This is a genomic window from Kocuria sp. HSID17590 (assembly GCF_003989485.1).
In the GTDB taxonomy this organism is placed as follows: Bacteria; Actinomycetota; Actinomycetes; order Actinomycetales; family Micrococcaceae; genus Kocuria; species Kocuria salsicia.
Genome location: NZ_RBMB01000016.1, coordinates 39,044 through 61,999, shown reverse-complemented (window position 1 = coordinate 61,999; position 22,956 = coordinate 39,044). Strand labels below are relative to the sequence as shown.

The following is a 22,956-nucleotide window of genomic DNA, read 5'->3' as shown; positions in this document are numbered from 1 at the left end:
ACACGATGGTGCTCCACAGCCGCAGGGCACGCTTGCCCGTCACGAACGCGGCGTGCTTGAGCTTGCGGGCAGGCAGCAGGAGATCGGGGCGGTCTACAACGCCGCTCCCCCGGTAGCGGGGTTCCCGTCAGTGCCGGTGGGGCACCGCAGGACGACGTCCGCATCCCTGGCCGCCGGGCAAAGCGCCTCGACCGTGTCCGCGCTCAGCCACCAACCCACCCGCCCCTGGACGACGAGTTCCGCGGTGGCCCGTGCGAGCGCAGAGCTGGTCTGGAAGCCGTAGCCGCCCTGGCCTGCCAGCCAGAAGAACCCGGGAGCGGCGGCATCCCAGCCGCACACCGGCACGTCGCCCGGTCGGGAGGTGCGCAGACCGGTCCACTCCTTGACCGTGCCGGCGATCCGGAGGGCAGTCTCCCGTTCGAGGGTCTCGGCCAGCGAGGCCACGGCACCCTCATGGGGAGTCGCGTTGCAGGCGTCACTCGGCTCCGCCTCACCCCACGAAATCATGGCCCCCACCGTGTCGGGGCGGTAGTACCAGTCCTGCGCGGCGTCGTCGACCATGGGGGGCTCGGGCGCGAACGGCTCCGCAAGGGTCACCAGCGCAGCAGTCCGGCGGTAGGGCTGGAGCTCCTGAGGAGTGACACCGGCCAGCGCGCCGATCTGCTCGGCCCACGCACCCGCGGCGTTGACCACCGTACGGGCCCGCACCGCCGCCTCCTCCCTCGCCGCCGTCCCACCGGGGCCGGCGACGTCGAGCACCCAGGTCCCTCCGTCCTGCGGGGTGAGGCCCACGACGCGCGCGCCCGTGCGGATCTCGACCCCGGCGGCCTCGGCCCGTGCACGATGCCAGGCCACCAGCGCGGTGGCATCCGTTCTCACAGCGGAGTCGTCGATGGCCGCCACGGGGTACCGCTCGGGGTTCGTCGCGAGTTCGGGGCAGAGCTCGACGAGTTCGTCCCGGTTGAGCGACCGCATCCCAGGGGCCGTCATGGCTGCGACGTCTTCCGGGCGACCGGCGACCACGAACGCGCTCGGCCAGGCGAGCGGCGCCGCCAGTTCCTCACCGGCCCGCAGGATCTGGTCGATGCTCCAGCGCGTCAGCTCCAGCACGGGCGCCGGGCCGTAGCCGGGGATCAGCTGCTGCGCCGAGCGGGAGGAGGTGTGCCGTGCAACGTCCTCTTCGGCCTCCAGCAGCAGGATCCCCCGTCCTGTCCCCCGGACCCTGGCGAGTTCCGACGCCGCGGACAGTCCGGCGATCCCGCCGCCAATGATCACGATCTCCTGGCACATGGGCCCATTCTGGCACCTGTTCCGACGCCCGCCCTGACCTCGCTTCCGATGCCCAGGCCCGCCCCCGGGGGCCGGCAACGCAGAAACCCCGCCCCCGCCACGACGGCGGGAACGGGGTTCCGAGTGGGCGTTCTGCTGATCAGCTCAGCGTCACGACCGGCTCGTCCCGGGGGACGAGTGCCTGAAATCAGGCGGGGATGTTGAGAACCTGGCCCGGGAAGATCAGGTTGGCATCGGCCACGGAGCCGGAGTTGGCCGCGTACAGGGCCTCCCAGCCGCCGTTGACGCCCAGCTTGTTGGCGATCGTGCCCAGCGTGTCGCCGGCCTGCACGGTGTAGGTGCCGGCAGCCGGAGCAGCCTGCTGCACGGGGGCAGCGGGGGCGGAGTACTCCACAGCCGGTGCCTGGGCCACGGGAGCGGACTCCTGAGCGGGCGCGGTCTCCTGCACGGGTGCGGTCTCCTTCACCGGCGCGGCCTGCTGCGCGGCGGGGGCAGCCTGCTCGACCGGGGCGGCCTCCTGGACGGAGGAGGACTGCGTGGACACCGACGCGGCGGCGGCGGGGGCCGAGTAGGAACCCGAGGAGATCATGGAGGAGCACTCCCACTGGCTGGCACCGGAGCGGGCCATGAGCTCGGCGGCAGCAGCGTCCTGGACGGCGGCAGGCGCATCCGCGGCGTGGGCGTAGCCCGCGGACTGGGACATGCCGGCCCAGGTGCTGTCGAGGAACTGGTAGGCGCCGGAGGCACCGGAGGAGGCGTTGAGCGCCTGGTAGTCTCCGCCGGACTCGCACTGCTTGATTGCGTCGAGGCTCGGAGCGGCGTTGGCGGGAACGGCGAAGGCACCGACGGCCACGCCACCCATCACGACAGCAGCGGCACCACGGCGAATAGCGGTTGAAGTCTTCATCATGCTCCGTAAGGCCACCTACGCTCGCTCCCGTCCCCGGGGGTCTTCGCGCCGTCGTCTACCCTTGACAGTTGGTGTTAGGGGTAGAAACTACGGAATGCTGCCATACAGACGACGTACGGTGTTGCAGCAGCATCCAGCACAGTCCAGACCACGGATCAGTGGTCCGGTAGCGAACTTCCGCTCACGAAAGTCCGCTGAGGAAGTTGTTGATAACGATAGCGTAACATTCCGCGCTTAGCCAAGTGCAGCGTTACAAGTTCGTTATGCCACTTCTGGGGACAACCCCAGTCGTGGGCTCGTATCACGACCCACGGGGCCCTTCAACTCGTGACACGCTAGGGCACCCCCGTTGGAGAGGTCAACCTCGCACGACGGTCACGCCCCGGTAACGGAGCGATAGCCGGTGCATAACGGTGTGATATCCGCCGCTCAGTTGGCCGCCCACGCCGCGATCACGCTGGCCACACGGGCCTTCTCGTAGGCGTTCACCATTGCACTCGCATCTGTATGCTCTTGCTCACACAGCGCCGGGGGCGGGGGCAGATCGGGGCGTTCCACCACCGCCCCGGCCTCGTGGGCGATCAGGGCGCCGGCCGCCCAGTCGTGCTCGTGCAGCCCCCGTTCCGAGTACCCGTCCAGGGTCCCCTCCGCCACCATGCAGAGGTCCAGTGACGCGGCTCCCAGTCGGCGCATGTCCGAGAAGTTCTCCATCGTCTCCAGGAAGGTGCCGAACTGCTCACGGCGCACCGCGGCGTCGTACGAGAAGCCCGTCCCGTAGAGGGCGCCCCGGCGCGAGGGCACCGGGCCGGTCAGCCGGGTGTCCCCGCCGTTGCGACGCACCCAGGCGCCCAGGCCCGCCACGGCGTAGTAGACGCGCCCCAGGGCGGGAGCGTTAACGACCCCCACGAGCCAGTTGCCGTGGTCGTCGCACGCGGCCACCGAGGTGGCGTAGTAGACGATGTCCCGGATGAAGTTCGTGGTGCCGTCCAGGGGGTCCACGGACCAGCGCACGCCGGAGCGCCGCGGCGGCACGTAGGTTCCGGACTCCTCCCCCGTGATCGCGTCGTACGGCCGGGCCCGACGCAGCACCTCGCCCACGGCCTCTTCCGCGGCGACGTCGAAGGCCGTGACCCAGTCCCCGTCCGAGGACTTGTTCACCGCGTTCAGCTGGGCAGCGTCCCTGCCGCGGAGCACCTGCGCGCCCGCCTCCGCCGCCTCCAGCGCAACCGCCAGAAGGTCCTCGAGCTCGTCCGTCCCGGGACCCAGCCCCTCCAGTGCGTCAGGCATGACCGGTCTACTCCTCTTCTGTCGCGGCCGCGGCGTCCTCGAACGCCGCCGGTCCCTGCGCGAGCAGCACGTCGAAGCCCGCCTCGTCCAGGACCGTCAGGCCCAGGGACTCGGCCTTGTCCAGCTTGCTGCCCGCATTCTCTCCGGCCACCACGAAGTCCGTCTTCTTGGAGACCGACCCGGACGCCTTGCCCCCGCGCGCCAGGATCGCCTCCTTGGCTGAGTCGCGGCTGTAGCCCTTCAGCGAACCGGTGACCACCACGGTGACCCCCTCCAGGGTGCGGGGCGTGGACTCGTCCACTTCCTCCTCCATGCGGACCCCCGCCGCGGCCCAGGTCTGCACCACGTTGCGCCGCCACGGCTCCTCGAAGAACTCGATGACCGCCTGGGCGATCACGGGACCCACGCCGTCGGTGCCGGCGAGGGTCTCCTGGTCCGCCGCGCGGATCGCGTCCATGCTGCGGAAGGCCACTGCCAGTGAGCGAGCCGCCGTGGGTCCCACGTGCCGGATGGACAGGGCCACCAGCACGCGCCACAGGTCTGTGTCCTTGGCTTTCTCCAGCTGCGCGAACATCTGCTCCGTGGTCTTGGACGGGGCGCTCGGCCTGGCCTTCGTGGGCTTGGTCCAGAAATAGGGGACGAGCTCGGGCGTGACCCGCTGCACCTTCTCGCCCGTCTCGGGGTCCTTGACGGTGAGCCGGGAGTCACGCCACACCATGACGTCCCGCAGGTCCTGCGGGCTGAGGTCGAACAGCCCGGCCTCGTTGCGCAGCGGCGGGGCCGAGAAGTCGGTGCCGTCCGGGGAGTCCAGCGGGACGGGCTGGGTCAGGGCCTTCGCGGCCTCCTCCCCGAGCGCCTCGATGTCGAACGCACCGCGCCCGGCCGCGTGGTTCACGCGCTCCTTCAGCTGGGACGGGCAGGTCTGCGCGTTGGGGCAGCGAATGTCCACGTCCCCCTCCTTGGCGGGGCGCAACGGGGTGCCGCAGGACGGGCACTCGGTGGGCATCACGAACTCGCGCTCGGAACCGTCCCGCAGGGCAACGACGGGTCCCACGATCTCCGGGATCACGTCCCCGGCCTTGCGCAGCACCACGGTGTCCCCGATCAGCACGCCCTTGGCCTTCACCACGTCCTGGTTGTGCAGCGTGGCCATCTCCACCGTGGAGCCGGCCACCCGCACGGGGTCCATCAACCCGAACGGCGTCACGCGCCCGGTGCGCCCCACGTTCACGAGGATGTCCAGGAGCTTGGTGTTGACCTCCTCCGGCGGGTACTTGTACGCCACGGCCCAGCGCGGCACGCGGGAGGTGTAGCCCAGCCGGAACTGCGTGCGACGGTCGTCCACCTTGACCACGATGCCGTCGATCTCGTGCAGCAGGCTGTGCCGCTTGTCCCCGAACTCGGCGATGAACTCGAGGACCTCGGACACGGAGGAGAGCACCCGGGAGTACGGGCTCACGGGCAGCCCCCAGCCCTTGAGGACGTCGTAGGCCTCGGACTGCGTGGTCAGCTCGAAGCCGCGGGCGTAGCCGATGCCGTGCACGAACATGGACAGCGGCCGCCGCGCGGTGACCTCCGGGTCCTTCTGGCGCAGTGAACCGGCCGCGGCGTTGCGAGGGTTCGCGAACGGGGCCCGTCCCTCCTCCACCATCGTCTCGTTGAGCGCGCGGAAGTCCTTGGAGGAGATGAACACCTCGCCACGCACCTCCACCTCTTCCGGGAAGTCCTCACCGGTGAGCCGCTGCGGGATCGTCTTGATGGTCGCGACATTGTGCGTGATGTCCTCGCCCGTGGTGCCGTCGCCGCGCGTGGCGGCGCGCACGAGCACGCCGTCGCGGTAGAGGAGGTTGACCGCGAGACCGTCGATCTTGACCTCGCTGAGCCAGGCGACCTCCGGTGCCCCGGGCAGCTGCTCGACCTGCTGCTGCGCCCGCTCCAGCCACGCCACGAGCTCATCCGTGGAGAAGACGTCCTCGAGCGAGTACATCTTCTCCAGGTGAGTGACCGGGCTGAACGCCGCACCGACCTCTCCGCCGACCTCCTGCGTGGGCGAGTCGTTGGCCTTCAGCTCCGGGTGCAGCGCCTCGAACTCCTCGAGCTCGCGGTACAGGGCGTCGTACTCCGCGTCCGAGATCACCGGCTGGTCGTGCACGTAGTAGGCGGCTCGCGCCGCCCGCACCCGGTCCGAGAGCTCGGCGTACTGCTCCCGCAGCGCCTCGCTGGGCTCCTCCGGGTTGAGGTCCTGCCCGTTCGCGTCCGTGGCCCGCTGCGCGGTCTTGGCTGTGTCTGTGCTCACCGGACCATTGTGACCCACGACGCCGACACGCTGAGTCCGCGCCCCCGGCACGGTCCCACAGTGGGCCCCGTGCCGCACCGGGGACGACGCCGCGCCGTCGAGCCCGCGCCCAGAGGCCCGCGCCTGCGGGCCCACGCCGCCCGAGCCGAACGACGACGAGCGCCGCCCCCGGACCTCGTGCAGCGGTCCGGGGGCGGCGCTCGTCGCAACCGTGCGCTGGGTTGCGCTACAGGGCGCTCACCCGCAGCTGCGCGTGGGGGCGGTTGCGCTTGGGGTCCCACACGTCCACGGTGGAGCCGCGCCAGGAGTGGCCGCGATCGTCGTCGTCCACCGCCACGGCCACCGTGGCCGGGAGCCGCACGGGGGTGGCGAAGTCCACCGACCACGCGAACGGGACTTCGGCGGGCACGCCCGTCATCGCGAGGGCGCGCGACGCCGTGTACATCCCGTGCGCGATCGCGGACTTCATGCCCAGCGCCCTCGCGGACGGGTCCGAGAGGTGGATGGGGTTGTAGTCGCCGCTGACCGCCGCGTACTCACGTCCCGTGCCGGCGCCGAGGCGCCACTCACCCGTGGGGTGCGGAGGCGTGAACTCCTCGCGCTTCTCGGTCTCCCCCGAGTCGCCGGTGCTCGGTGACTGCCCGGCGATCGCGGTGTGGACCCCCTTGGCGAGGTACGTGGAGCGGCCGGCCCACACGACGTCGCCGTCCTCACTGCCCAGCGTGACCACCGCGTCCACCATGGTTCCGGAACGGTGCGCTCGCAGGTTCTCCACCCACGCCGTGGCGGTGACGGGCTCGCCGACCGCCACGTCCGTGACGTGGTGCACCGTGTTGCTCAGGTGCACCATGCCGAGCACGGGCAGCGGGAAGTCCGGGCGGGTGAGCACGGACATGGCCACGGGGAACGCGAGGGCGTGCAGCGCCCCCGAGAACACGGCGCTGAGCTCCGAACCGGGCGCCACGGGGTGCGGAGTTGCGTGCACCACACGGCAGAACTTCTCGTGCCACTCGGGCTCCGCGCTGAGTCCGCGCACCTCGCGGGCCACGCGCGGCAGCTCCAGGGACGCGTCCACGCGCTCCGGAGCCTCCCCGCGCAGCGACGCGGGCAGCACCTTCTTCACGGGCGAGTTGCGCAGGGCGGGCAGCACCTTGCGGGTGGCCGACGACGCCGCACCGGTCAGCGCCGACGCCGCCGCGTGCGCGCCCGCCGTGGCGTAGAGCCCCGGTAGCTTGACGGGTCCGCGCAGCAGCTCGACCTCGTAGTCGCCGGGCAGTCCCGGCAGCTCCTCGCTCATGCGATCACGCCCCCACCAGGCTCTGGCCGCACACGCGCAGCGTCTGGCCGTTGATGCCGCCGGCGGCGTCCGAGAGCAGGAACGTGATGGCCTGTGCAACGTCCACGGGCAGTCCGCCCTGCTGCAGCGAGTTCAGGCGGCGCGAGATCTGGCGGCGGGCCGCCGGGATCTTGGCGGTCATGTCCGACTCGATGAACCCGGGGGCCACCGCGTTGATGGTGCCGCCCTTCGCCGCGATCAGCGGGGCCGTGGCCGCGACGAGACCGATCACGCCCGCCTTGGAAGCCGCGTAGTTGGTCTGGCCGCGGTTGCCCGCAACACCGCTCGTGGACGCGAGGCACACGATCCGCGGGGCAGGCCCAAGGTCCTTCGAAGCGAGCAGCGTCTCGTTGATCCGCAGCTGGGACTCGATGTTCACCGCGAGCACGGAGTCCCACTTGGCGGCGTCCATGTTCGCGAGCATCTTGTCCCGCGTGATGCCGGCGTTGTGGACCACGAGGTCCAGACGGCCGTAGCGCGCGGTCACGAGGTCCAGGATCTTCTGCCCGGCCTGCGGATCGGTCACGTCCAGCTGCAGGGCGGGAACACGCAGCTCGTTGGCGAGCTTGCTGAGCGCGTCGCCGGCCATGGGGACGTCCACCGGGATCACCGTGGCGCCAGAGGCGGCCAGGGTGCGGGTGACCTGCTCGCCGATACCGCGGGCGGCACCGGTGACCACCGCGATCTTGCCGGCGACCGGGTGGTCCCAGTCCACGCCGGCGTCCCCGCGGTCGTCGCTCACGGTCAGGAACTGGCCGTCCACGTACGCGCTGCGCCCGGAGAGGAAGAAGCGGATGGCCCCGGTCACGCTGGCCGCGTCCGGGGAGACCCCGTCAGCGATCAGCACGCCGTTGGCGGTCACGCCGCCGCGCATCTCCTGGGCCACGGAGCGCAGGATGCCGACGACGCCCTGGCGGGCCGCGGAGACGGCGGGGCTCAGGGCCTCCGCGTTCGCCGCAGTGCCCGACGCCGCGCCGGTCCCGATCCCGAGCGCCGGGCGGGACAGCGTGATCACGCGGCCGCCACGGCGCAGCTTGCGCAGCGCAGAGGCGAGCTCCAGCGCCGGTCCGCCCAGTTCGGAGGGGTTCTGCGCCTCGGTGTAGTCGATGACCACGGCTCCCACGCGGTCCACGTCCTGCGCGGTGCGCCGGACGTCGAGGTCCCACGCGAGCAGGTCCTTCGCGGCGGCGTCGGCGGCCCGGCCCTTGCCGAGCACCAGCACGGAGCCCTCGGGGAAGTCCGCACCGGCCTTGAATCGGCGCAGGGTCACCGGGCGCGGCAGCCCGAGCTTGCCCGCGACCTGCTTCCCCAGCCCCGAGTTGACCATGTCCAGGTATGTGTCAGTCACTGTTCGTCTCTCCCAGATCTCGTGTTGTCTCGCGGTTGCCGTGCGGTGCTCAGGCCGAGCGCAGCAGCATGGCCACGCCCTGGCCGCCGGCGGCGCACACCGAGATCAGCGCGGTCTGCGGCTTGCCCTCGGCCTTGGCGCGCGCGGCGAGCTCCTTGGCCGTGGAGGCCACAATGCGACCACCGGTGGCGGCGAACGGGTGGCCGGTGGCGAGCGAGGAGCCGTTGACGTTGAGCTTGCTGCGGTCGATCGAGCCCAGCGGCTTGTCCAGGCCCAGGCGCTCCTTGCAGAACTCGGGGGACTCCCACGCCTTCATGATGGACAGCACGGTGGAGGCGAACGCCTCGTGGATCTCCACGAGATCCAGGTCCTGCAGCGTGAGGCCCTGGCGGGCGAGCAGGCGCGGGACGGCGTAGGCCGGGGCCATCAGCAGGCCCTCGTTGCCGGTCACGAAGTCCACCGCGGCGGCCTCGCTGTCCACGACCTCGGCGAGCGGGGTCAGGCCGTGGTCCGAGGCCCACTCGTCCGTGGTGATGAGCACGGCGGAGGCGCCGTCCGTGAGGGGGGTGGAGTTGCCGGCCGTCATGGTGGCCTCCCCCGCGAGCTTCTTGCCGAACACGGGGTTGAGGGTGCCGAGCTTCTCCACGGTGGAGCCCGCACGCATGTTGTTGTCCTTGGACAGGCCCTTGAACGGGGTGATGAGGTCGTCGAAGAACCCTCGGTCGTACGCGGCGGAGAGGTTGTTGTGGGACGCGGCGGCCAGCTCGTCCTGCGCGAGGCGGGTGATCTCCCACTTCAGCGTGGTGATCGCCTGGTGCTCGCCCATGCTCAGACCCGTGCGGGGCTCGCCCGAGGTGGGGACCGAGGGAGCCAGGTCACCGGGGCGCAGGCCCTTGAACGCCTTGATCTTCTCGGCGGTGGTCTTGGCGCGCTGCAGGCGCAGCAGCGCGTGGCGCAGCCGCTCGCTCACGGCGATGGGCGCGTCCGAGGAGGAGTCCACGCCGCCGGCGATGCCGGCCTCGATCTGGCCCAGGCGGATCTTGTTGGAGATCGAGCTGACGGTCTCCATGCCCGTGGCGCACGCCATCTGAACGTCGTAGGCCGGGGTGGCCGGGTCCAGCGCGGAGCCCAGCACGGACTCGCGGGTCAGGTTGAAGTCGCGCGAGTGCTTGATGACAGCACCGGCGGCCACGGCGCCCAGGCGCTCACCGGCGATCCCGGTGCGGGCCACGAGACCGTCGAGCGCGGCGGTGAGCATGTCCTGGTTGGACGCGTTCGCGTACGCGCCGCCGGCCCGGGAGAAGGGGATGCGGTTGCCGGCGACCACCACGGGGCGGGGTCCGACGCCGTTCGAGGCGTGCTTGCCCGCGGCGGGCGTGGACGTGGCGTTCGGCTTCTGGGTGTTCTCGGACATGGGGGTCCCTCCTGAGGGTGTGTGCGATGTGGATCACTTGAAACCCAGAGTAGCTGATACTCTCGGTATCGTGAAACAGGTCACGAACCCCGTCGACGGCAGGAACAGCCGCTGGCAGCGACACCGCGCCAGGCGGCGCACCGAGCTGATCACGGCCGCGCGCGACGCCGTGGCCGCGCACGGCGCCGCCATCTCCATGGAGGAGATCGCCACCGCGTGCGGCACCTCGAAGTCCGTGTTCTACCGGTACTTCAAGGACAAGGCCGGCGTGCAGGCGGCCGTGGGCGAGTACTTCGTGACCCGCATGCGTCGCCGCATGGTGGCCGCCGCGAGCGAGGCGGACACGTTCGCCGCCATGATCCACGCACTGGTCTCGGAGTACCTGCGCTCCGTGGCGGGCTCCGCCGAGGTCTACCGCTTCGTCGTGACCGCCCCGGACGAGCAGGACTCCACCATCGAGCGCTTCGTCGACTCCGTGCGGGACCTGCTCGTGGAGCAGCATCTGCGCCTGCACGGCGACGAGGTGATGAGTGCTGCGGTGCTGCGGTGCTGGGCCTCCTCGACCGTGGGCATGGTCCGCGGTGCCGGGGAGGCGTGGCTCGCGCAGGGTGACAGCCCGGGGCTTCCGGACCGCCACGACATGAGCAGCATCATCACCGCGTGGGCCGTGGAAGGCCTGCGCCCCGTGGGCAGCGGTGCCCCGTCGGCAGTCCCCGACGACGCCGTCGCCTCCCATACTTCCCACCCCTAGGACCCGCACCCAGGACGGACCGTCCGTCCACGAGAGACTCAGGAGTCACCATGTCCACCACTTCGGTCAGCGGAACCATTCCGGACACCGATCGCATCGAGGACCTGCCCGAGGAGGGCGCCACCGCGCCGTCGGGCATCGACACCGCCGAGCTCGGCGCCATCCTGCTCGGGCGCTGGCCCGAGGCCCGCCTGGCGGCCCGCAAGCGCGCCGAGGACCCCCGTTTCCAGTCCAAGTACGACCAGACGGTCGCGGACCAGCGCGCCACCACCCTGGAGCAGCTCAAGCTGCTCACCGAGGCCGGCCCGCAGTACCTGGGCATGCCCGAGAGCGTGGGCGGCGCCATGAGCCCCGGCGCGAACCTCTCCGCGTTCGAGGAGCTCGTGCTCGCGGACCCCTCCCTGCAGATCAAGTCCGGCGTGCAGTGGGGCCTGTTCGGCTCCGCCGTGCTGAACCTGGGCACCGAGGAGCACCACCAGAAGTGGCTGCCGGCCATCCTGGACCTCAGCATGCCCGGCGCCTTCGCCATGACGGAGATCGGCCACGGCTCGGACGTCGCCTCGATCGGCACTACCGCCACGTACATCCCCGAGACGGACGAGTTCGAGATCCACACCCCGTTCAAGGCGGCCTGGAAGGACTACCTCGGCAACGCCGCGCTGCACGGGCGCGCCGCCACGGTGTTCGCGCAGCTGATCGTGAACGGCACCAACCACGGCGTGCACTGCCTCTACGTGCCGCTGCGCGACGAGAACGGCGAGTTCCTGCCCGGTGTGGGCGGCGAGGACGACGGCCGCAAGGGCGGGCTCAACGGCATCGACAACGGCCGCCTGCACTTCGACCACGTGCGCGTGCCCCGCACCAACCTGCTCAACAAGTACGGGGACGTGGACGAGAACGGCGTCTACTCCTCCCCCATCCCCTCCCCGGGCCGCCGCTTCTTCACGATGATCGGCACCCTGGTGCAGGGCCGTGTGTCCCTGGACGGCGCGGCGACGATCGCCAACCAGGCCGCGCTGAGCATCGCCGTGCGCTACGCGGAGCAGCGCCGCCAGTTCACCACGGACTCGGACATCCGCGAGCAGACCCTGCTGGACTACCAGCGCCACCAGCGCCGGCTGATCCCCCGCATCGCGGAGACGTACGCGATGACGTTCGCGCACCAGCAGCTGCTGGACAAGTTCCACGAGGTCTTCTCCGGGCAGGACGAGTCGGACGGCAACCGTCAGGAGCTCGAGACCCTCGCCGCGGCGTTCAAGCCCATGTCCACCTGGAGCGCCCTGGACACCCTGCAGGAGTGCCGCGAGGCGTGCGGCGGTGCCGGCTTCATGGCCAAGAACCGCTTCGTGGAGCTGCGCGCGGACCTGGACGTGTACGTGACCTTCGAGGGTGACAACACGATCCTGCTGCAGCTCGTGGCCAAGCGCCTGCTCAACGACTACTCGGCCGAGTTCAAGAACGCGGACGTGGGCGTCATGGCCCGCTACGTGGCGGACCGCGCGACCGAGGCCGGGTTCAACCGCTCGGGCCTGCGCAAGCTCACCCAGGCGTTCTCGGACACCGGGGACTCCCGCAAGTCCGTCAACGCCCTGCGCGACCCCGCCGCCCAGCGCGCGCTGCTCACGGACCGCGTGCAGACGATGGTCGGTGACGTTGCGGACGAGCTGCGCGCCGTGGGTCGCAAGTCCCGCACCGAGCAGGCCGAGGCGTTCAACCGCAACCAGAACCGACTGCTCGAGGCGGCCCGCTCCCACGCGCAGCTGCTGCAGTGGGAGGCGTTCACCGCCGGGCTGGAGAAGATCGAGGACCCGGACACCAAGCGCGTGCTCACGTGGCTGCGGGACCTCTTCGGTCTGCACCTGATCGAGCAGGACCTGGCCTGGTACCTCTCCTACGGCCGTCTGTCCATGCGCCGCGGCCGGGCACTGGAGTCCTACATCAACCGCCTGATCGCGCGGCTGCGGCCGTACTCGCTGGAGCTCGTGGACGCCTTCGGGCTCTCCCCCGAGCTGCTGCGCGCGGAGATCGGCGGCACGGTGGAGGCCGAGCGCCAGCAGGAGGCGGAGGACTACTACCGCCGGCTGCGCGCCAGCGGTGACGCCCCCGTCAAGGAGCCCAAGCCCGCCAAGGACCCGGGAGCCCAGACGCGCGGCCACCACGCCTGACCGGTCCGTCCGGGCCCGCGCCCTGACGGCGCGCGGGCACGGACGCCGTGGTGGAGGGCCCGTCCGGCGCGAGCAGCGCGGACGGGCCCCGCACGTGGAGCGGCCCCGCGGCGTCGTCGGAGGACGACGTCGCGGGGCCGCTCTCGCATGTCTCTGCCGGTCAGATGGCCCGGCCCCACCGTGACGAGACCGGGCAGCGCAACCGGTCTGTCCTCGTGGGAGCCTGCCGCCGCGCCTGGCTCAGCGGACGCGCGGGATGGTGCTCGTGTGGGCCGCCGGGTCCTCGGCGTCGAGGACGTCCGCGACCACCAGCGTCACGTTGTCCCGGCCGCCGGTGCGCAGGGCCGCCTGGACGAGCACGTCCGCGGCCTCCTTGGGGTGGCGCACCGAGTGCAGGACGCGCGCGATGTGCGCCGGGGAGAGCTCACCGGTGAGACCGTCCGAGCACATCAGCAGCCGCTGGCCCGGCACCGCGGGCACCACGATGACGTCCGGCTCCCAGATCTGTCCCGTGCCCAGTGCCCGCGTGATCACGTTGCGGCGCGGGTGCACGAGCGCCTGGGCGGGAGTCAGCTGCCCGATCGAGACCAGGTACTGCACCTCCGAGTGGTCCACGGTCAGCTGGGTGACCCCCACCGGGCCGGAGGTCGCCGTGACGTCTTCACCCACGAGCGGACCCGTGAGCTGGTAGGTGCGGGAGTCCCCCACGTTGAAGACGATCCACAGCCACGTGCCCTCGATCTCCACGAGCCACGCCCCGGTGACGGTGGTCCCGGCCCGGGTGCCGCACTGCGCCTGGATGGCCTGGTCCGCCTCCCACAGCACCGAGCGCACGCGGTGCACGGCGTCCAGCGCCCCGTTGGGGACGTCCGGGTCCAGCTTGAGCTGGCGGTCGATGGTCGCGCGGAAGCGGGCGACGTCGGACCCCGGCTCGGGCTCCACGATCCGGTAGTCGTGGAAGTCGTCCAGGGAGAACAGCTCCGAGGCCCCGAGGGTGGCGACGCACAGGGCGCTGGCCACCTCGCCGGCCTCGTGGCCGCCCATGCCGTCCGCGACGGCGCACATCGTGTCGGTCACGATCAGGGCGTCCTCGTTCGTCTCGCGGCGCAGGCCGCGGTCCGTGACTCCGCCCGACCGGATCGTGAGTGCTTCGCTCATTCGACCTCTTCCTCGAGGAGGGGCCCGCGGCCCTGACTGATCGACACCGGGCGGACGTCCCCGAAGCCGCGCACGTTGCGAGTGGGTTGGGAGGTGAGGACGAAGCGCTCGTCCCCGTCCAGGACCTTGGCGGTGGAGGCGTCCACCATCACGCCGCCCGGTTCCGTGAGTGCCACCAGCCGGGAGGCCAGGTTCACCGTGGGTCCGTAGAGGTCCCCGAGCCGCGGCAGCACGCGCCCCCACACGAACGCCACGCGCGCCTGCGGCAGCAGGGGGTCGTCCCGGATGAGCCGGGCCAGCGCCAGGGAGATCTGCGCGCCGCCGTCCGGGGTCTCCGCGAGGAACATGACCTCGTCCCCGATGGTCTTGATCACGCGCCCGCCGCCGATCGAGATGACCTCCGCGCACCGCTTCTCGAAGCGCTGGACGAGGTTCGCGAGCGTGCGCTCGTTCATCTGCCGGGACAGGGAGGTGTAGGAGACGAGGTCCGCGAAGCCGACGCCGCGGGCCAGGGGCAGCGCGCCGCCGCCGGGATCGGCGTCGTTGAGGCTCACGGTGGAACCGTCCGCGCGCTCGCCCCGCATCGCGAGGCGCTGCACGGCCGCCGAGAGCTGTCGACGCCACGCGTAGCCCAGCAGCTGCTCGAGAGGCTCCAGCAGCTCGGGCAGCAGGCGCAGCAGCTCGCGGCGGGCGGCGGCGTCCGTCATGTCCCGGTGGGCCACCATGTCCTCCACGAGGGCCTCGATCTGCCACACGACCATGCGGTCCGTCAGCTGGGCCACGGAGCGGGCCAGGGACAGCGCCGCCTCCTCACTGAGCTTCTCCTCCTGGACGAGATTGGAGACCACGTCCAGGGCGCGGACGTCCTCGCCCGTGAAGTAGACGTCGTCGTCGCTGAGGTTGGGGAAGCCCAGGGCGCGCCAGATCTTCCGGGCCGACGCGGTGGACAGGCCGGCCTCGCGCGCGGCCTCACGACGGCGCAGGTTGCGCTGGGAGCCCAGCAGCAGGGAGTCGAGGTGGCGCACCGCCGCCTGGGACTCCTCCGAGCCGTACAGGTTGGACTGCACGGGGTTGTTCAGGTTCAGGTTCAGCTGCTCTGTCTGGGGACCCGTCGTGAACCGTTGCGGGTCGTCAGAGGGGGCATCGGCCACGCGGTCCTCCTTGCTGGGTGTTGTACCTACCGGCGGGTACCGGCACGACGGTGTTGTCTGCACCACTCTAGGCCCACGAGTTGGACGCGCCCGCCGCGGACTCGCGCACGAGCTGCGCGAAGCGTGCCGGCTGGGGGCAGCCCGAGAGCTTGAGACCTCCCAGGTGGCCGAAGTCCGCGAGCACCGTGCCCCGGTCCAGACCCTCCCGGGCCTCGCCCGGCGTCGTGGCCCCGCGGGTCACCCGGACAGAGCGCAGGGCCTCCAGGGGCAGGGCGACCTCCCCGTTGCGCACGGGCGGGCCCACGAGCGCGAGTCGCCGGGTGGTCAGCACGAAGCGCGTGCGCAGCCACCGCCAGACCGGCGCCACCACGAAGCGCCACGCGGCCAGCAGCGCGGCGAGCGCGAGCACCCATCCCACGAAGGTGTGCACGGTGGTCCAGGGGGTGTCCGTGGGCCGCCAGGTCAGGTCCAGGACGCGGCTCAGGGCGGAGTAGCACAGCACGATCAGCCAGGCGGCGAGCGCGGGGCCCACGAGTTTCAGGGGGTGCGCGCGGGTGGCCACCACCGTCTCCTCCCCGGGCGCTAGGGCCAGCGTGCCGGAGCGGCTCACGCGCGGGCCCCCTGCCCGGCCGCGGGACGCACGTGGACGACGTCGCCGGCGGAGAACTCCCGCAGGGCACCGTCCTGTCCCCGCACCACCAGCTGACCGGCGGCGCCGAGGCCCACGGCGGTGCCCACGGCGGGCTGGTCCGTGCCCGGCAGCTGCACCGCGACGCGGCGGCCGATGGTGTCCAGCCGCTCCTCGATCTCCGTCCGCACGCTCCCGTGGGGGCCGAGCTCCCGGGCGGGGTCCTCGGCCACGCGCGCCAGCAGGTCCGCGAGGTGCTCCAGCACGGCGGTGAGCACGGCGGGGCGGGTGGGGACGGCGACGTCGTCAGTGGAGGAACCGGCGACGGTCTCCAGGCGCAGGGACGTGGCGGTGGGCACCGGCAGCTCGGTCTGCGCGACATTTATGCCCGCGCCCACAACCACCGTGGGGGCGCTGCTTGCTCCTGCACCGCCGGTTGCCGCGGCTGGGACCATGGTGGCCAGGATGCCGCAGAGCTTGCGGTCGTGGACCAGGACGTCGTTGGGCCACTTGATGGTGGCAGGTGCGCCGGTGAGGTCCCGCACCGCACCGGTGACGGCGTGCGCCATGAGCAGGGTGAGCCACGGGACGAGTTCAGGACTCCAGGCGCGTCCGGCGTGGTCCACCGGCACGCACGCCACGGAGAAGGTCACCGCGGTGCCGGGCGGTGTCACCCACTGGCGGTTCAGCCTGCCCCTCCCGCCGGCCTGGAACCCGGCCACCACCGCACGGGGCACGGACCCTGCGGGCGCGGCGTCTCCGGGTGCTGGCGCGCAGGGCGCGGAATCTCGGGGCGCTGCCCGTCGGGGCGAGGACTCTGCGAGGGTGGCCCCGTGGGACGCTCCCCCACCAGTCTGATCCCGGGCCGCCGCCGCGATCCGCTCCGCGAGCCACGCGTTCGTGGAGGCCACCGTGTCCAGCACCTCGACCTCGCCCCACCCGGCACCCCGCAGAGCGCGCGCCGCGTCCTCGGCACGGTAGTCCGCGGCGGGCTGTTCGGTGGTGGCGTCCATGGGTCCTCTATTTCTGCTCTTCTGCTGCGGTCCTGGGCACGGGGGCATGCCCGCACCCGTGACATTTTAGGTGGGGTCCCCGACCTCCACAGCGGCCACCACCTGCGAGTTCGCCCGGCACCGCGGGCGAACCGAACCGGTCCCGGCCCGAGCCCCGGTTCGGCTCCCGGTTCGCGTCCCCGCTCCGCGCACGAGGGACCCACCTATGCTAGGGCGCACCACGAGAGTCCACGAGAGGAACCCCATGAGCATCTTTGCCCTCACCTACATCTACGGCGGCCCACAGGAGGTCCTCGCCGAGCACCGCCCCGCGCACCGCGCCTACCTCCGTGAGCTGAACGAGCAGGGACGCAATCTCGCCTCGGGGCCGTTGGGGGACGACGCGGCCCTGATCATCTTCTCGGCGGATTCCCAGCGGGAGGTCGAGGAGATCCTGGCGAAGGACCCCCTGGTGGTGCACGGCGCCGTCACCGAGCACGAGATCCAGCCGTGGAACGTGACCATCGGCTCCGTGGGCGGGGCGCCGCAGGGCTCCTGAGACGCGCAGGGGTGGAGTGGTGCGCGGAGGCCGGCGCTGCGGCGTCGTCGTCCGGAGGAATCCACCGGAGGCCCGGACGGGAACAGCGTGCCCACGGGCAAGAAAAGCCGCACAGATTGTGGGACCTCTACAAACATGCCCGGGAGTGCTGCAACTACACTGGAACCCGATCCTGGGCACCCGCGCGGCTGCCCGCCCCGTCATCCGTCTCGACAACGCGAGGTCCCATGAGCCACGACCTGTCCACCACCGCAGGCAAGATCGCCGATTTCCGGCAGCGCCGCGAGGAGGCCGCCGTGCCTGCAGGACAGAGCGCGGTGGAGAAGCAGCACTCGCGCGGGAAGAACACCGCGCGCGAGCGCATCGAGATGTTGCTGGACCCCGAGTCCTTCGTGGAGTTCGACGCGCTGGCCGTGCACCACAGCACGATGTTCGGCATGGAGAAGAAGAAGCTGCTCGGGGACGGTGTGGTCAGCGGCTACGGCACCGTGGACGGGCGCCTCGTGGCGGTCTACTCGCAGGACTTCGGCGTGTTCGGCGGCTCCCTCTCCCAGGTCAACGGAGAGAAGATCGTCAAGGTCCAGAAGTTCGCGCTGCGCAACGGCTGCCCCGTGATCGGGATCAACGACGGCGGCGGCGCGCGCATCCAGGAGGGTGTGGCCTCCCTGGCGATGTTCGCGGACATCTTCCGCATGAACGTGCGATCCTCCGGCGTGGTCCCGCAGATCTCGCTCATCATGGGCCCGTGCGCCGGCGGTGCCGCCTACTCCCCCGCCCTGACCGATTTCGTGGTGATGGTGGACAAGACCTCCCACATGTTCATCACCGGCCCGGACGTCATCAAGACCGTCACGGGCGAGACCGTGGACATGGAGACCCTGGGCGGCGCCCGCTCGCACAACGAGCGCACGGGCACGGCGGCGTACCTGGCCTCAGACGAGCAGGACGCCTTCGACTTCGTGCACGAGCTGCTCGAGTTCCTGCCCGGCAACAACCTGCAGGACAGCCCCGTGCTGGAGCACGACCAGGTGGAGGAGACCACGGACGAGGACCTCGCCCTGGACGAGCTCATCCCGGACTCCGCGAACCAGCCCTACGACATGCGCACCGTGATCGAGACGGTCGTGGACGACGGCCACTTCATGCAGGTCCAGGAGCTCTACGCGCCCAACGTGATGGTCGGCTACGCCCGGGTGGAAGGCCACACCGTGGGGATCGTGGCGAACCAGCCCATGCAGTTCGCCGGGACCCTGGACATCGCTGCGTCCGAGAAGGCCGCCCGCTTCGTGCGCCACTGCGACGCGTTCAACATCCCCATTCTCACGTTCGTGGACGTCCCCGGGTTCTTGCCCGGCACGGACCAGGAGTTCAACGGCATCATCCGTCGCGGCGCCAAGCTGCTCTACGCGTACGCCGAGGCCACGGTGCCGCTGGTCACCGTGATCACCCGCAAGGCCTACGGCGGGGCGTACATCGTGATGGGCTCCAAGAAGCTCGGTGCGGACATCAACCTGGCGTGGCCCACCGCGCAGATCGGCGTGATGGGCTCGCAGGGCGCGGTGGAGATCCTCTACCGCCGCGATCTGAAGGCCGCGAAGGAGAACGGCGAGGACGACGCCGCCCTGCGCGCCGAGCTGGCCCAGAAGTTCGAGGAGGACCTCCTCAACCCCTACCAGGCCGCTGAGCTCGGCTACGTGGACGCGGTCATCTGCCCCTCGGAGACCCGCGAGCAGATCATCAAGGCGCTGCGCGGTCTCGCGGACAAGCGCGCGTCCCAGCCGGCCAAGAAGCACGGGAACATCCCGCTGTGAGCGTCTCCAGCGCACCGGCGCTCCCGGGCATCGATCCCCGCACCGCCGCTGTGGCCTCGCTGCCCGAGGCCACAGGTCAGCAGGACCCCCTGTTCACGGTCACCCGCGGCAACCCCACGCCAGAGGAGCTCGCAGTGCTCGTGGCACTGTTCAGCGCCCAGCCGGCCGCGGAGGAGAAGAGCGGCGGGGCCACGCCCCGCAAAACCCCCAAGGCGCAGTCCCGCCGGCTGCGGCTGGGTCTGCGGCTGCGCCCCGGCCGGGGTGCGTGGCGGAGGGCACAGCCGGAGCGGTGACCGTGGAAGCCGTTCACGCGTGGGCAGGAACAACCACGGCGACCGGGTTCTGGCCCGCAGGAAGCTGGTACGCACTCGACTTGTCCACAGAGATGGTGGAGGAGTCGTTGCCGTTGTTGTCTCCACAACGGGCAACCTCCATCGCGCTCAGCACGCTGTCCAGGATCTCGGGGAACTGGGACTGGATGCCCGGATGCCGAGCGAGACCACCAGCATCTGGTAGTTGACCGTTCCTGACCCCTGTTCGAGGCTGCGCTCGTAGCCGCCACAGACGCCCGCGAGGCGGCGTCGGCGGGCGCCGCCACCGCCAGGGCTATCGTTGGCACCGCCCACACCGCGTCCTTGGCGAGGGTCCGGCGCCCGAACCCCCGACGGATCGGACGCGTCGAGGGGCACCTTCTCGGGGACTCCGTTTCTGCTGCGCGCCACGCTGCATGACATGTCATGGAACACACAGCGTTGGTGGCGGTGCCGGACCCGCCCGGGACACCTGCCTGGGACAATGGGCGCGTGACCGCCCTCCCCCTCTCCCTCCTCGTCTCCCTCGCCGCAGTCCTGCTCGTGAGCGGGACAGCCAAACTCGTGTCCCCCGGTGCGAGCCTGCAGCTCGTGGCGGGACTTCCCCTCCCCCGGTTCCTGCGTGGCCGATGGCTCCGTGAAGTGCTGCCGTGGGTGGAGATCTTCGTGGCCCTCGCACTGGTGCTCACCGCTGGCGCTCTACTGTGGCTCGCGAGCGCCGCGGCTCTGACACTGTTTGTCCTGTTCACTGCGGCGGTGGTGCCCGAGTCCCGCCGGCCCGATCCCGCCCCGTGCGGCTGCTTCGGCGCGCTGTCCCGGGCGCCGGTCTCCGCACGCACGGTCGTGCGCAACACGGCCTTCACGATGGTCGCCGCACTCGCCCTGCTCGCCGTGACGGTGACCGAGCCCCGCGGCCCGGTGGTCCCGCTGCCGTGGGGGACCCGACTCGCCCTGCTCGTCCCGGTCCTGCTGCTCCTGCTCTGCCTCTGGGCCGAGCGCGACGGCCGCGACCGCTCCGCGCCCGACGTCTCACAGCTGCCTCCGCTGCCGCCTCGACGCGGGTACGACGACGCCGAAACAACCTCCCTGCGTACGGCGCCGCTCACGGCGACGGGCCACGGTGCGGGGCCGGAGGAGGCCGCGGCGGCGGGCAACGGCGTCGTCGGCACGGACAGCACGGACAGCACGGACAGCACGGACAGCACGGACAACGAAGCAGATCTCGAAGCGGACTACGAGCGCGCCCCAATCCCCCACACAGTGCTGCGAAACCGCGAAAGTGGCTCCGTGACCCTGCGCGCACTGGCGGCCATCGAGGCGCGTGCCCTGTTCTTCGTGAACCCCACGCGCGGCGAATGCGTGCCCGTGATCGAGCGACTGGCAACCCTCGGCGACCATCTGGGCCCTGTGGCCCTGCACACGGTGGTCTCCCGCGAGGAGAGCCTTGACCTGCTCCCCGCCCCACTGCGGGCGGCGGGGCTCGTGGACGCGGATTCCTCCGCCGCCGTCGTCTTCGAGCAGACCGCAACCATATGGGCCGTGGTGCTCGGCGCGGACGGCCTGCTCGCGGGCGGGCCCGTGGTGGGTGGAGGCGTTGTCCTGGAGCTGCTGCAGGAGCTGCAGGACCGGTTCACCGCTTGAGTCAGCGGACGCGGACTACCGGGTGAGCGCCTCCCCGGCCTGCGGGTGGTGGACGCCGCGGCCCAGCCGGTCCAGGGGCGTGCGGTAGGTCTCCCGCGCCCACAGCGCGCCCACGATCGCGATGGTCGAAGAGCCCGCCACGATCCATGCCACAGGGACCCAGTTGGCGGGATCCCCGCCCGCCAGAGCCGTGCCAGGGGAGGGCGTGAAGCCCGCACACAGAATGCCGATCTGCACCGATCGCCATGCCCGAATACCGCACGCGCACGCTAAAAAGCTCTGGAAATTAGCCGGGGTACACGGAGTTGGACAGCACGTAGTTGCCCGCCGTGATCAGCGTGCTTGCCAGGAACACCACGGGGATGTTGCCTGGAGAAAGCACGGTGAAGGACCCGAAGATCAGCACGGCGGAGCCGGTGACACCCGCAAGGAACACGGGTTTGCGATCGAACCTGTCGGAAAACCTGGCGAACAGCGGCTGCGTGGCGATCGCGCACACGTTGCCCACGCTGCTGACCCACGGCATGGCCGCGGTGGGGATCCCCACGACCTGCGTGGCGCATGCCAGGCCGAACGCCTGCATGAAAGTGTTGGTGACTGTCTGGAAGGACATCAGGGCGACCTGCGCGAACGGCGCGAAGTGGGTCCGGAAAATCACGAGGCCGTCGGAGATGCCGCTCCTCGCGAAGCTCGGGAAGAACGCACGGTGCCCCACCGGGGACTCCTCCATGGCCAACGACGACGCTCCGGCTGTCTCACCCCCGGCGGAGAGACCCGGAATCACGCGCAGCCGCACGAACAGCGCGGGCGCCCAGTGGCCAGGCTGTGGAAGTCCGGGAGCATGCCGATCAGGAAGATGGCCGCGCCCATCAGCACGAGCGTGATGACCAGATGTTCTTGCGCCCGATCTTCTCGCCCAGGTGTCCGAAGACGAATGCGCCCGGGGGACGGAAAAGGTCGCCCACGCCGAAGATCGCGAAGGACTGGGATCAGCGCGATCGTGGCATCGCAGGCCAGGAAGAAGATTTGGCTGAAGACCACGGAGGCAGCCGTCGCGTAGCCGAAGAAGTCGTGGTACTCGAGCACCCCGCCCAGGAACGCGGCGACGTCGGGCGGACCCACAACCACCAGGGGCAGGGGCGGAACCGGCCACCAGGCCGGCACCGTGGTCAAGGCCCTCGACGCCCTCGCCCTGCTCGGAGAGCACCCGGACGGCGTTACTGCGGCCCAGATGGCGCGCAAGACGTCCCACCCCTTCAGCACGTGCTACCGGCTGCTGAACACGCTCGTGGGCACGGGGTACGCCCGCTACGACGCGCAGGACAAGCGCTACCACCTGGGACTGCGCGTGTTCCAGCTGGCCCACGCCGTGGCCTCCAACCAGGGCTTCGAGGGCTCCGCCGCCCCCGTGCTGCAGCGTCTCACCGAACGCACCCGGGAAAGCTCCGTACTCCATGTGCTGGACGGGGACAGGGCCCTGAGCGTGCTCAAGGAGGATGGACCCCAGTTCCGGACCACCACGGATCCGGGCGACCGCGCGGCACTGCACACCACGGCGTCGGGAAAGATCCTGCTCGCGTTCTCCGAGCCCGCCGCTCGCCAGCAACTGCTGCGGGACATCGAGCTCGAGCCGCGCACCGCGCACTCGCTCACGGACCGGGAGGAGCTCGCCCGACAGGTCGCCACCGCCCGCGAGCGCGGCTGGACGTCCCAGAGCGAGGAGAACGACCTCGGGATGGTGGCGATCGCGGCCCCCGTCCTGACCCCGTCCGGGCGGCTGCTGGGCGCGGTGACACTTGCGGCTCCCCTGTTCCGCAGCACGGTGGCCCAGCTCGAGGAGCACGTTCCCGCGCTGCTCGACGCCACGCGTGAACTCGGACTGGTCCTGCCCGAACGGTGACCCCGCCA

22 protein-coding genes are annotated in these 22,956 nt (G+C 71.1%); 7 read left to right on the top strand and 15 right to left on the bottom strand.

Going from position 1 to position 22,956, the window contains the following annotated elements:
* Nucleotides 1-93: 93 nt before the first annotated feature.
* The 7 genes from D8M39_RS07335 to D8M39_RS07305 all read right to left on the bottom strand — a co-directional run bounded on the left by D8M39_RS07335 (nt 94) and on the right by D8M39_RS07305 (nt 9,881).
* The gene (locus D8M39_RS07335) at nt 94-1,290 is read right to left on the bottom strand and encodes an FAD-binding oxidoreductase (protein WP_126874742.1); all 1,197 of its coding nucleotides are present in this window, start codon (nt 1,288-1,290) and stop codon (nt 94-96) included.
* Nucleotides 1,291-1,477: 187 nt separating this feature from the next.
* On the bottom strand, nt 1,478-2,200 hold the full coding sequence (locus D8M39_RS07330) for a transglycosylase family protein (protein ID WP_126874741.1): 723 nt from the start codon (nt 2,198-2,200) through the stop codon (nt 1,478-1,480).
* A 429-nt stretch (nt 2,201-2,629) separates the two neighbouring features.
* Nucleotides 2,630-3,487, bottom strand: coding sequence for an inositol monophosphatase family protein (locus D8M39_RS07325; protein ID WP_055084521.1), 858 nt, complete (start codon nt 3,485-3,487; stop codon nt 2,630-2,632).
* A gap of 7 nt (nt 3,488-3,494) precedes the next feature.
* Entirely contained in the window at nt 3,495-5,783 is a 2,289-nt protein-coding gene (ligA, locus tag D8M39_RS07320) for an NAD-dependent DNA ligase LigA (RefSeq protein ID WP_126874740.1), read from the bottom strand.
* 226 nt (nt 5,784-6,009) lie between these two features.
* Nucleotides 6,010-7,080, bottom strand: a complete 1,071-nt coding sequence (locus D8M39_RS07315) for a MaoC/PaaZ C-terminal domain-containing protein (protein ID WP_126874739.1) — start codon at nt 7,078-7,080, stop codon at nt 6,010-6,012.
* A 4-nt stretch (nt 7,081-7,084) separates the two neighbouring features.
* On the bottom strand, nt 7,085-8,467 hold the full coding sequence (locus tag D8M39_RS07310) for a 3-oxoacyl-ACP reductase (protein WP_055084526.1): 1,383 nt from the start codon (nt 8,465-8,467) through the stop codon (nt 7,085-7,087).
* Nucleotides 8,468-8,516: 49 nt separating this feature from the next.
* The gene (locus D8M39_RS07305; RefSeq protein WP_055084528.1) at nt 8,517-9,881 is read right to left on the bottom strand and encodes an acetyl-CoA C-acetyltransferase; all 1,365 of its coding nucleotides are present in this window, start codon (nt 9,879-9,881) and stop codon (nt 8,517-8,519) included.
* A gap of 70 nt (nt 9,882-9,951) precedes the next feature.
* On the opposite strand from D8M39_RS07305, the gene D8M39_RS07300 reads away from it, so the two are divergent.
* Together D8M39_RS07300 and D8M39_RS07295 are read left to right on the top strand one after the other, a co-directional pair.
* The gene (locus D8M39_RS07300) at nt 9,952-10,632 is read left to right on the top strand and encodes a TetR/AcrR family transcriptional regulator (protein WP_232300291.1); all 681 of its coding nucleotides are present in this window, start codon (nt 9,952-9,954) and stop codon (nt 10,630-10,632) included.
* Between the two features lie 50 nt (nt 10,633-10,682).
* A complete protein-coding gene (locus tag D8M39_RS07295; protein WP_055084532.1) occupies nt 10,683-12,797 on the top strand; it encodes an acyl-CoA dehydrogenase in 2,115 nt (704 codons plus the stop codon).
* A gap of 240 nt (nt 12,798-13,037) precedes the next feature.
* Here D8M39_RS07295 and D8M39_RS07290 read toward each other — a convergent pair whose 3' ends face one another.
* The 4 genes from D8M39_RS07290 to D8M39_RS07275 all read right to left on the bottom strand — a co-directional run bounded on the left by D8M39_RS07290 (nt 13,038) and on the right by D8M39_RS07275 (nt 16,747).
* A complete protein-coding gene (locus D8M39_RS07290; protein WP_055084534.1) occupies nt 13,038-13,955 on the bottom strand; it encodes a PP2C family serine/threonine-protein phosphatase in 918 nt (305 codons plus the stop codon).
* The gene (locus D8M39_RS07285) at nt 13,952-15,106 is read right to left on the bottom strand and encodes an adenylate/guanylate cyclase domain-containing protein (protein ID WP_094393615.1); all 1,155 of its coding nucleotides are present in this window, start codon (nt 15,104-15,106) and stop codon (nt 13,952-13,954) included. Before D8M39_RS07285 ends, D8M39_RS07290 begins: the two co-directional genes overlap by 4 nt.
* 67 nt (nt 15,107-15,173) lie before the next feature.
* Nucleotides 15,174-15,716 carry a hypothetical protein gene (locus tag D8M39_RS07280; protein WP_055084538.1) on the bottom strand — a complete coding sequence of 181 codons (543 nt, stop codon included), beginning with the start codon at nt 15,714-15,716 and terminating at the stop codon, nt 15,174-15,176.
* The gene (locus D8M39_RS07275; RefSeq protein ID WP_126874738.1) at nt 15,713-16,747 is read right to left on the bottom strand and encodes a biotin--[acetyl-CoA-carboxylase] ligase; all 1,035 of its coding nucleotides are present in this window, start codon (nt 16,745-16,747) and stop codon (nt 15,713-15,715) included. Before D8M39_RS07275 ends, D8M39_RS07280 begins: the two co-directional genes overlap by 4 nt.
* Nucleotides 16,748-16,991: 244 nt before the next feature.
* Here D8M39_RS07275 and D8M39_RS07270 point away from each other — a divergent pair, with 244 nt between their 5' ends.
* From D8M39_RS07270 to D8M39_RS07260, 3 genes are all read left to right on the top strand, one after another.
* Entirely contained in the window at nt 16,992-17,285 is a 294-nt protein-coding gene (locus D8M39_RS07270) for a YciI family protein (RefSeq protein WP_094393613.1), read from the top strand.
* A gap of 227 nt (nt 17,286-17,512) precedes the next feature.
* Nucleotides 17,513-19,096 (top strand): acyl-CoA carboxylase subunit beta, encoded by a 1,584-nt coding sequence (locus D8M39_RS07265; protein ID WP_094393612.1) that lies wholly within the window; start codon nt 17,513-17,515, stop codon nt 19,094-19,096.
* On the top strand, nt 19,093-19,389 hold the full coding sequence (locus D8M39_RS07260) for an acyl-CoA carboxylase subunit epsilon (RefSeq protein ID WP_094393611.1): 297 nt from the start codon (nt 19,093-19,095) through the stop codon (nt 19,387-19,389). Before D8M39_RS07265 ends, D8M39_RS07260 begins: the two co-directional genes overlap by 4 nt.
* Before the next feature lie 13 nt (nt 19,390-19,402).
* Here the strand turns inward: D8M39_RS07260 and D8M39_RS12565 are convergent, their stop codons facing one another.
* Nucleotides 19,403-19,543 carry a hypothetical protein gene (locus D8M39_RS12565; RefSeq protein WP_153245901.1) on the bottom strand — a complete coding sequence of 47 codons (141 nt, stop codon included), beginning with the start codon at nt 19,541-19,543 and terminating at the stop codon, nt 19,403-19,405.
* Nucleotides 19,544-19,899: 356 nt separating this feature from the next.
* Between D8M39_RS12565 and D8M39_RS07255 the strand changes: the two genes are divergently transcribed.
* Entirely contained in the window at nt 19,900-21,048 is a 1,149-nt protein-coding gene (locus D8M39_RS07255; RefSeq protein WP_126874737.1) for a MauE/DoxX family redox-associated membrane protein, read from the top strand.
* Nucleotides 21,049-21,063: 15 nt separating this feature from the next.
* On the opposite strand, the gene D8M39_RS12765 is transcribed toward D8M39_RS07255, so the two are convergent.
* The 3 genes from D8M39_RS12765 to D8M39_RS12755 all read right to left on the bottom strand — a co-directional run bounded on the left by D8M39_RS12765 (nt 21,064) and on the right by D8M39_RS12755 (nt 22,221).
* The gene (locus D8M39_RS12765; protein ID WP_055084548.1) at nt 21,064-21,285 is read right to left on the bottom strand and encodes a hypothetical protein; all 222 of its coding nucleotides are present in this window, start codon (nt 21,283-21,285) and stop codon (nt 21,064-21,066) included.
* 49 nt (nt 21,286-21,334) lie between these two features.
* Nucleotides 21,335-21,763, bottom strand: a complete 429-nt coding sequence (locus D8M39_RS12760; protein WP_194075023.1) for an MFS transporter — start codon at nt 21,761-21,763, stop codon at nt 21,335-21,337.
* A 65-nt stretch (nt 21,764-21,828) separates the two neighbouring features.
* Nucleotides 21,829-22,221 (bottom strand): hypothetical protein, encoded by a 393-nt coding sequence (locus D8M39_RS12755; RefSeq protein ID WP_194074924.1) that lies wholly within the window; start codon nt 22,219-22,221, stop codon nt 21,829-21,831.
* On the opposite strand from D8M39_RS12755, the gene D8M39_RS07245 reads away from it, so the two are divergent.
* Nucleotides 22,214-22,948, top strand: a complete 735-nt coding sequence (locus tag D8M39_RS07245; protein ID WP_238694001.1) for an IclR family transcriptional regulator — start codon at nt 22,214-22,216, stop codon at nt 22,946-22,948. The two genes, D8M39_RS12755 and D8M39_RS07245, sit on opposite strands and share 8 nt — an antisense overlap.
* Nucleotides 22,949-22,956: the final 8 nt, after the last annotated feature.

Coding starts and splice junctions, on each gene's coding strand:
- D8M39_RS07295 (WP_055084532.1), top strand. CDS start 10,683: ATGTCCACCACTTCGGTCAGCGGAACCATTCCGGACACCGATCGCATC.
- D8M39_RS07330 (WP_126874741.1), bottom strand. CDS start 2,200: ATGATGAAGACTTCAACCGCTATTCGCCGTGGTGCCGCTGCTGTCGTG.
- D8M39_RS07275 (WP_126874738.1), bottom strand. CDS start 16,747: ATGGACGCCACCACCGAACAGCCCGCCGCGGACTACCGTGCCGAGGAC.
- D8M39_RS07265 (WP_094393612.1), top strand. CDS start 17,513: ATGAGCCACGACCTGTCCACCACCGCAGGCAAGATCGCCGATTTCCGG.
- D8M39_RS07315 (WP_126874739.1), bottom strand. CDS start 7,080: ATGAGCGAGGAGCTGCCGGGACTGCCCGGCGACTACGAGGTCGAGCTG.
- D8M39_RS07270 (WP_094393613.1), top strand. CDS start 16,992: ATGAGCATCTTTGCCCTCACCTACATCTACGGCGGCCCACAGGAGGTC.
- D8M39_RS07325 (WP_055084521.1), bottom strand. CDS start 3,487: ATGCCTGACGCACTGGAGGGGCTGGGTCCCGGGACGGACGAGCTCGAG.
- D8M39_RS07290 (WP_055084534.1), bottom strand. CDS start 13,955: ATGAGCGAAGCACTCACGATCCGGTCGGGCGGAGTCACGGACCGCGGC.
- D8M39_RS07305 (WP_055084528.1), bottom strand. CDS start 9,881: ATGTCCGAGAACACCCAGAAGCCGAACGCCACGTCCACGCCCGCCGCG.
- D8M39_RS07335 (WP_126874742.1), bottom strand. CDS start 1,290: ATGTGCCAGGAGATCGTGATCATTGGCGGCGGGATCGCCGGACTGTCC.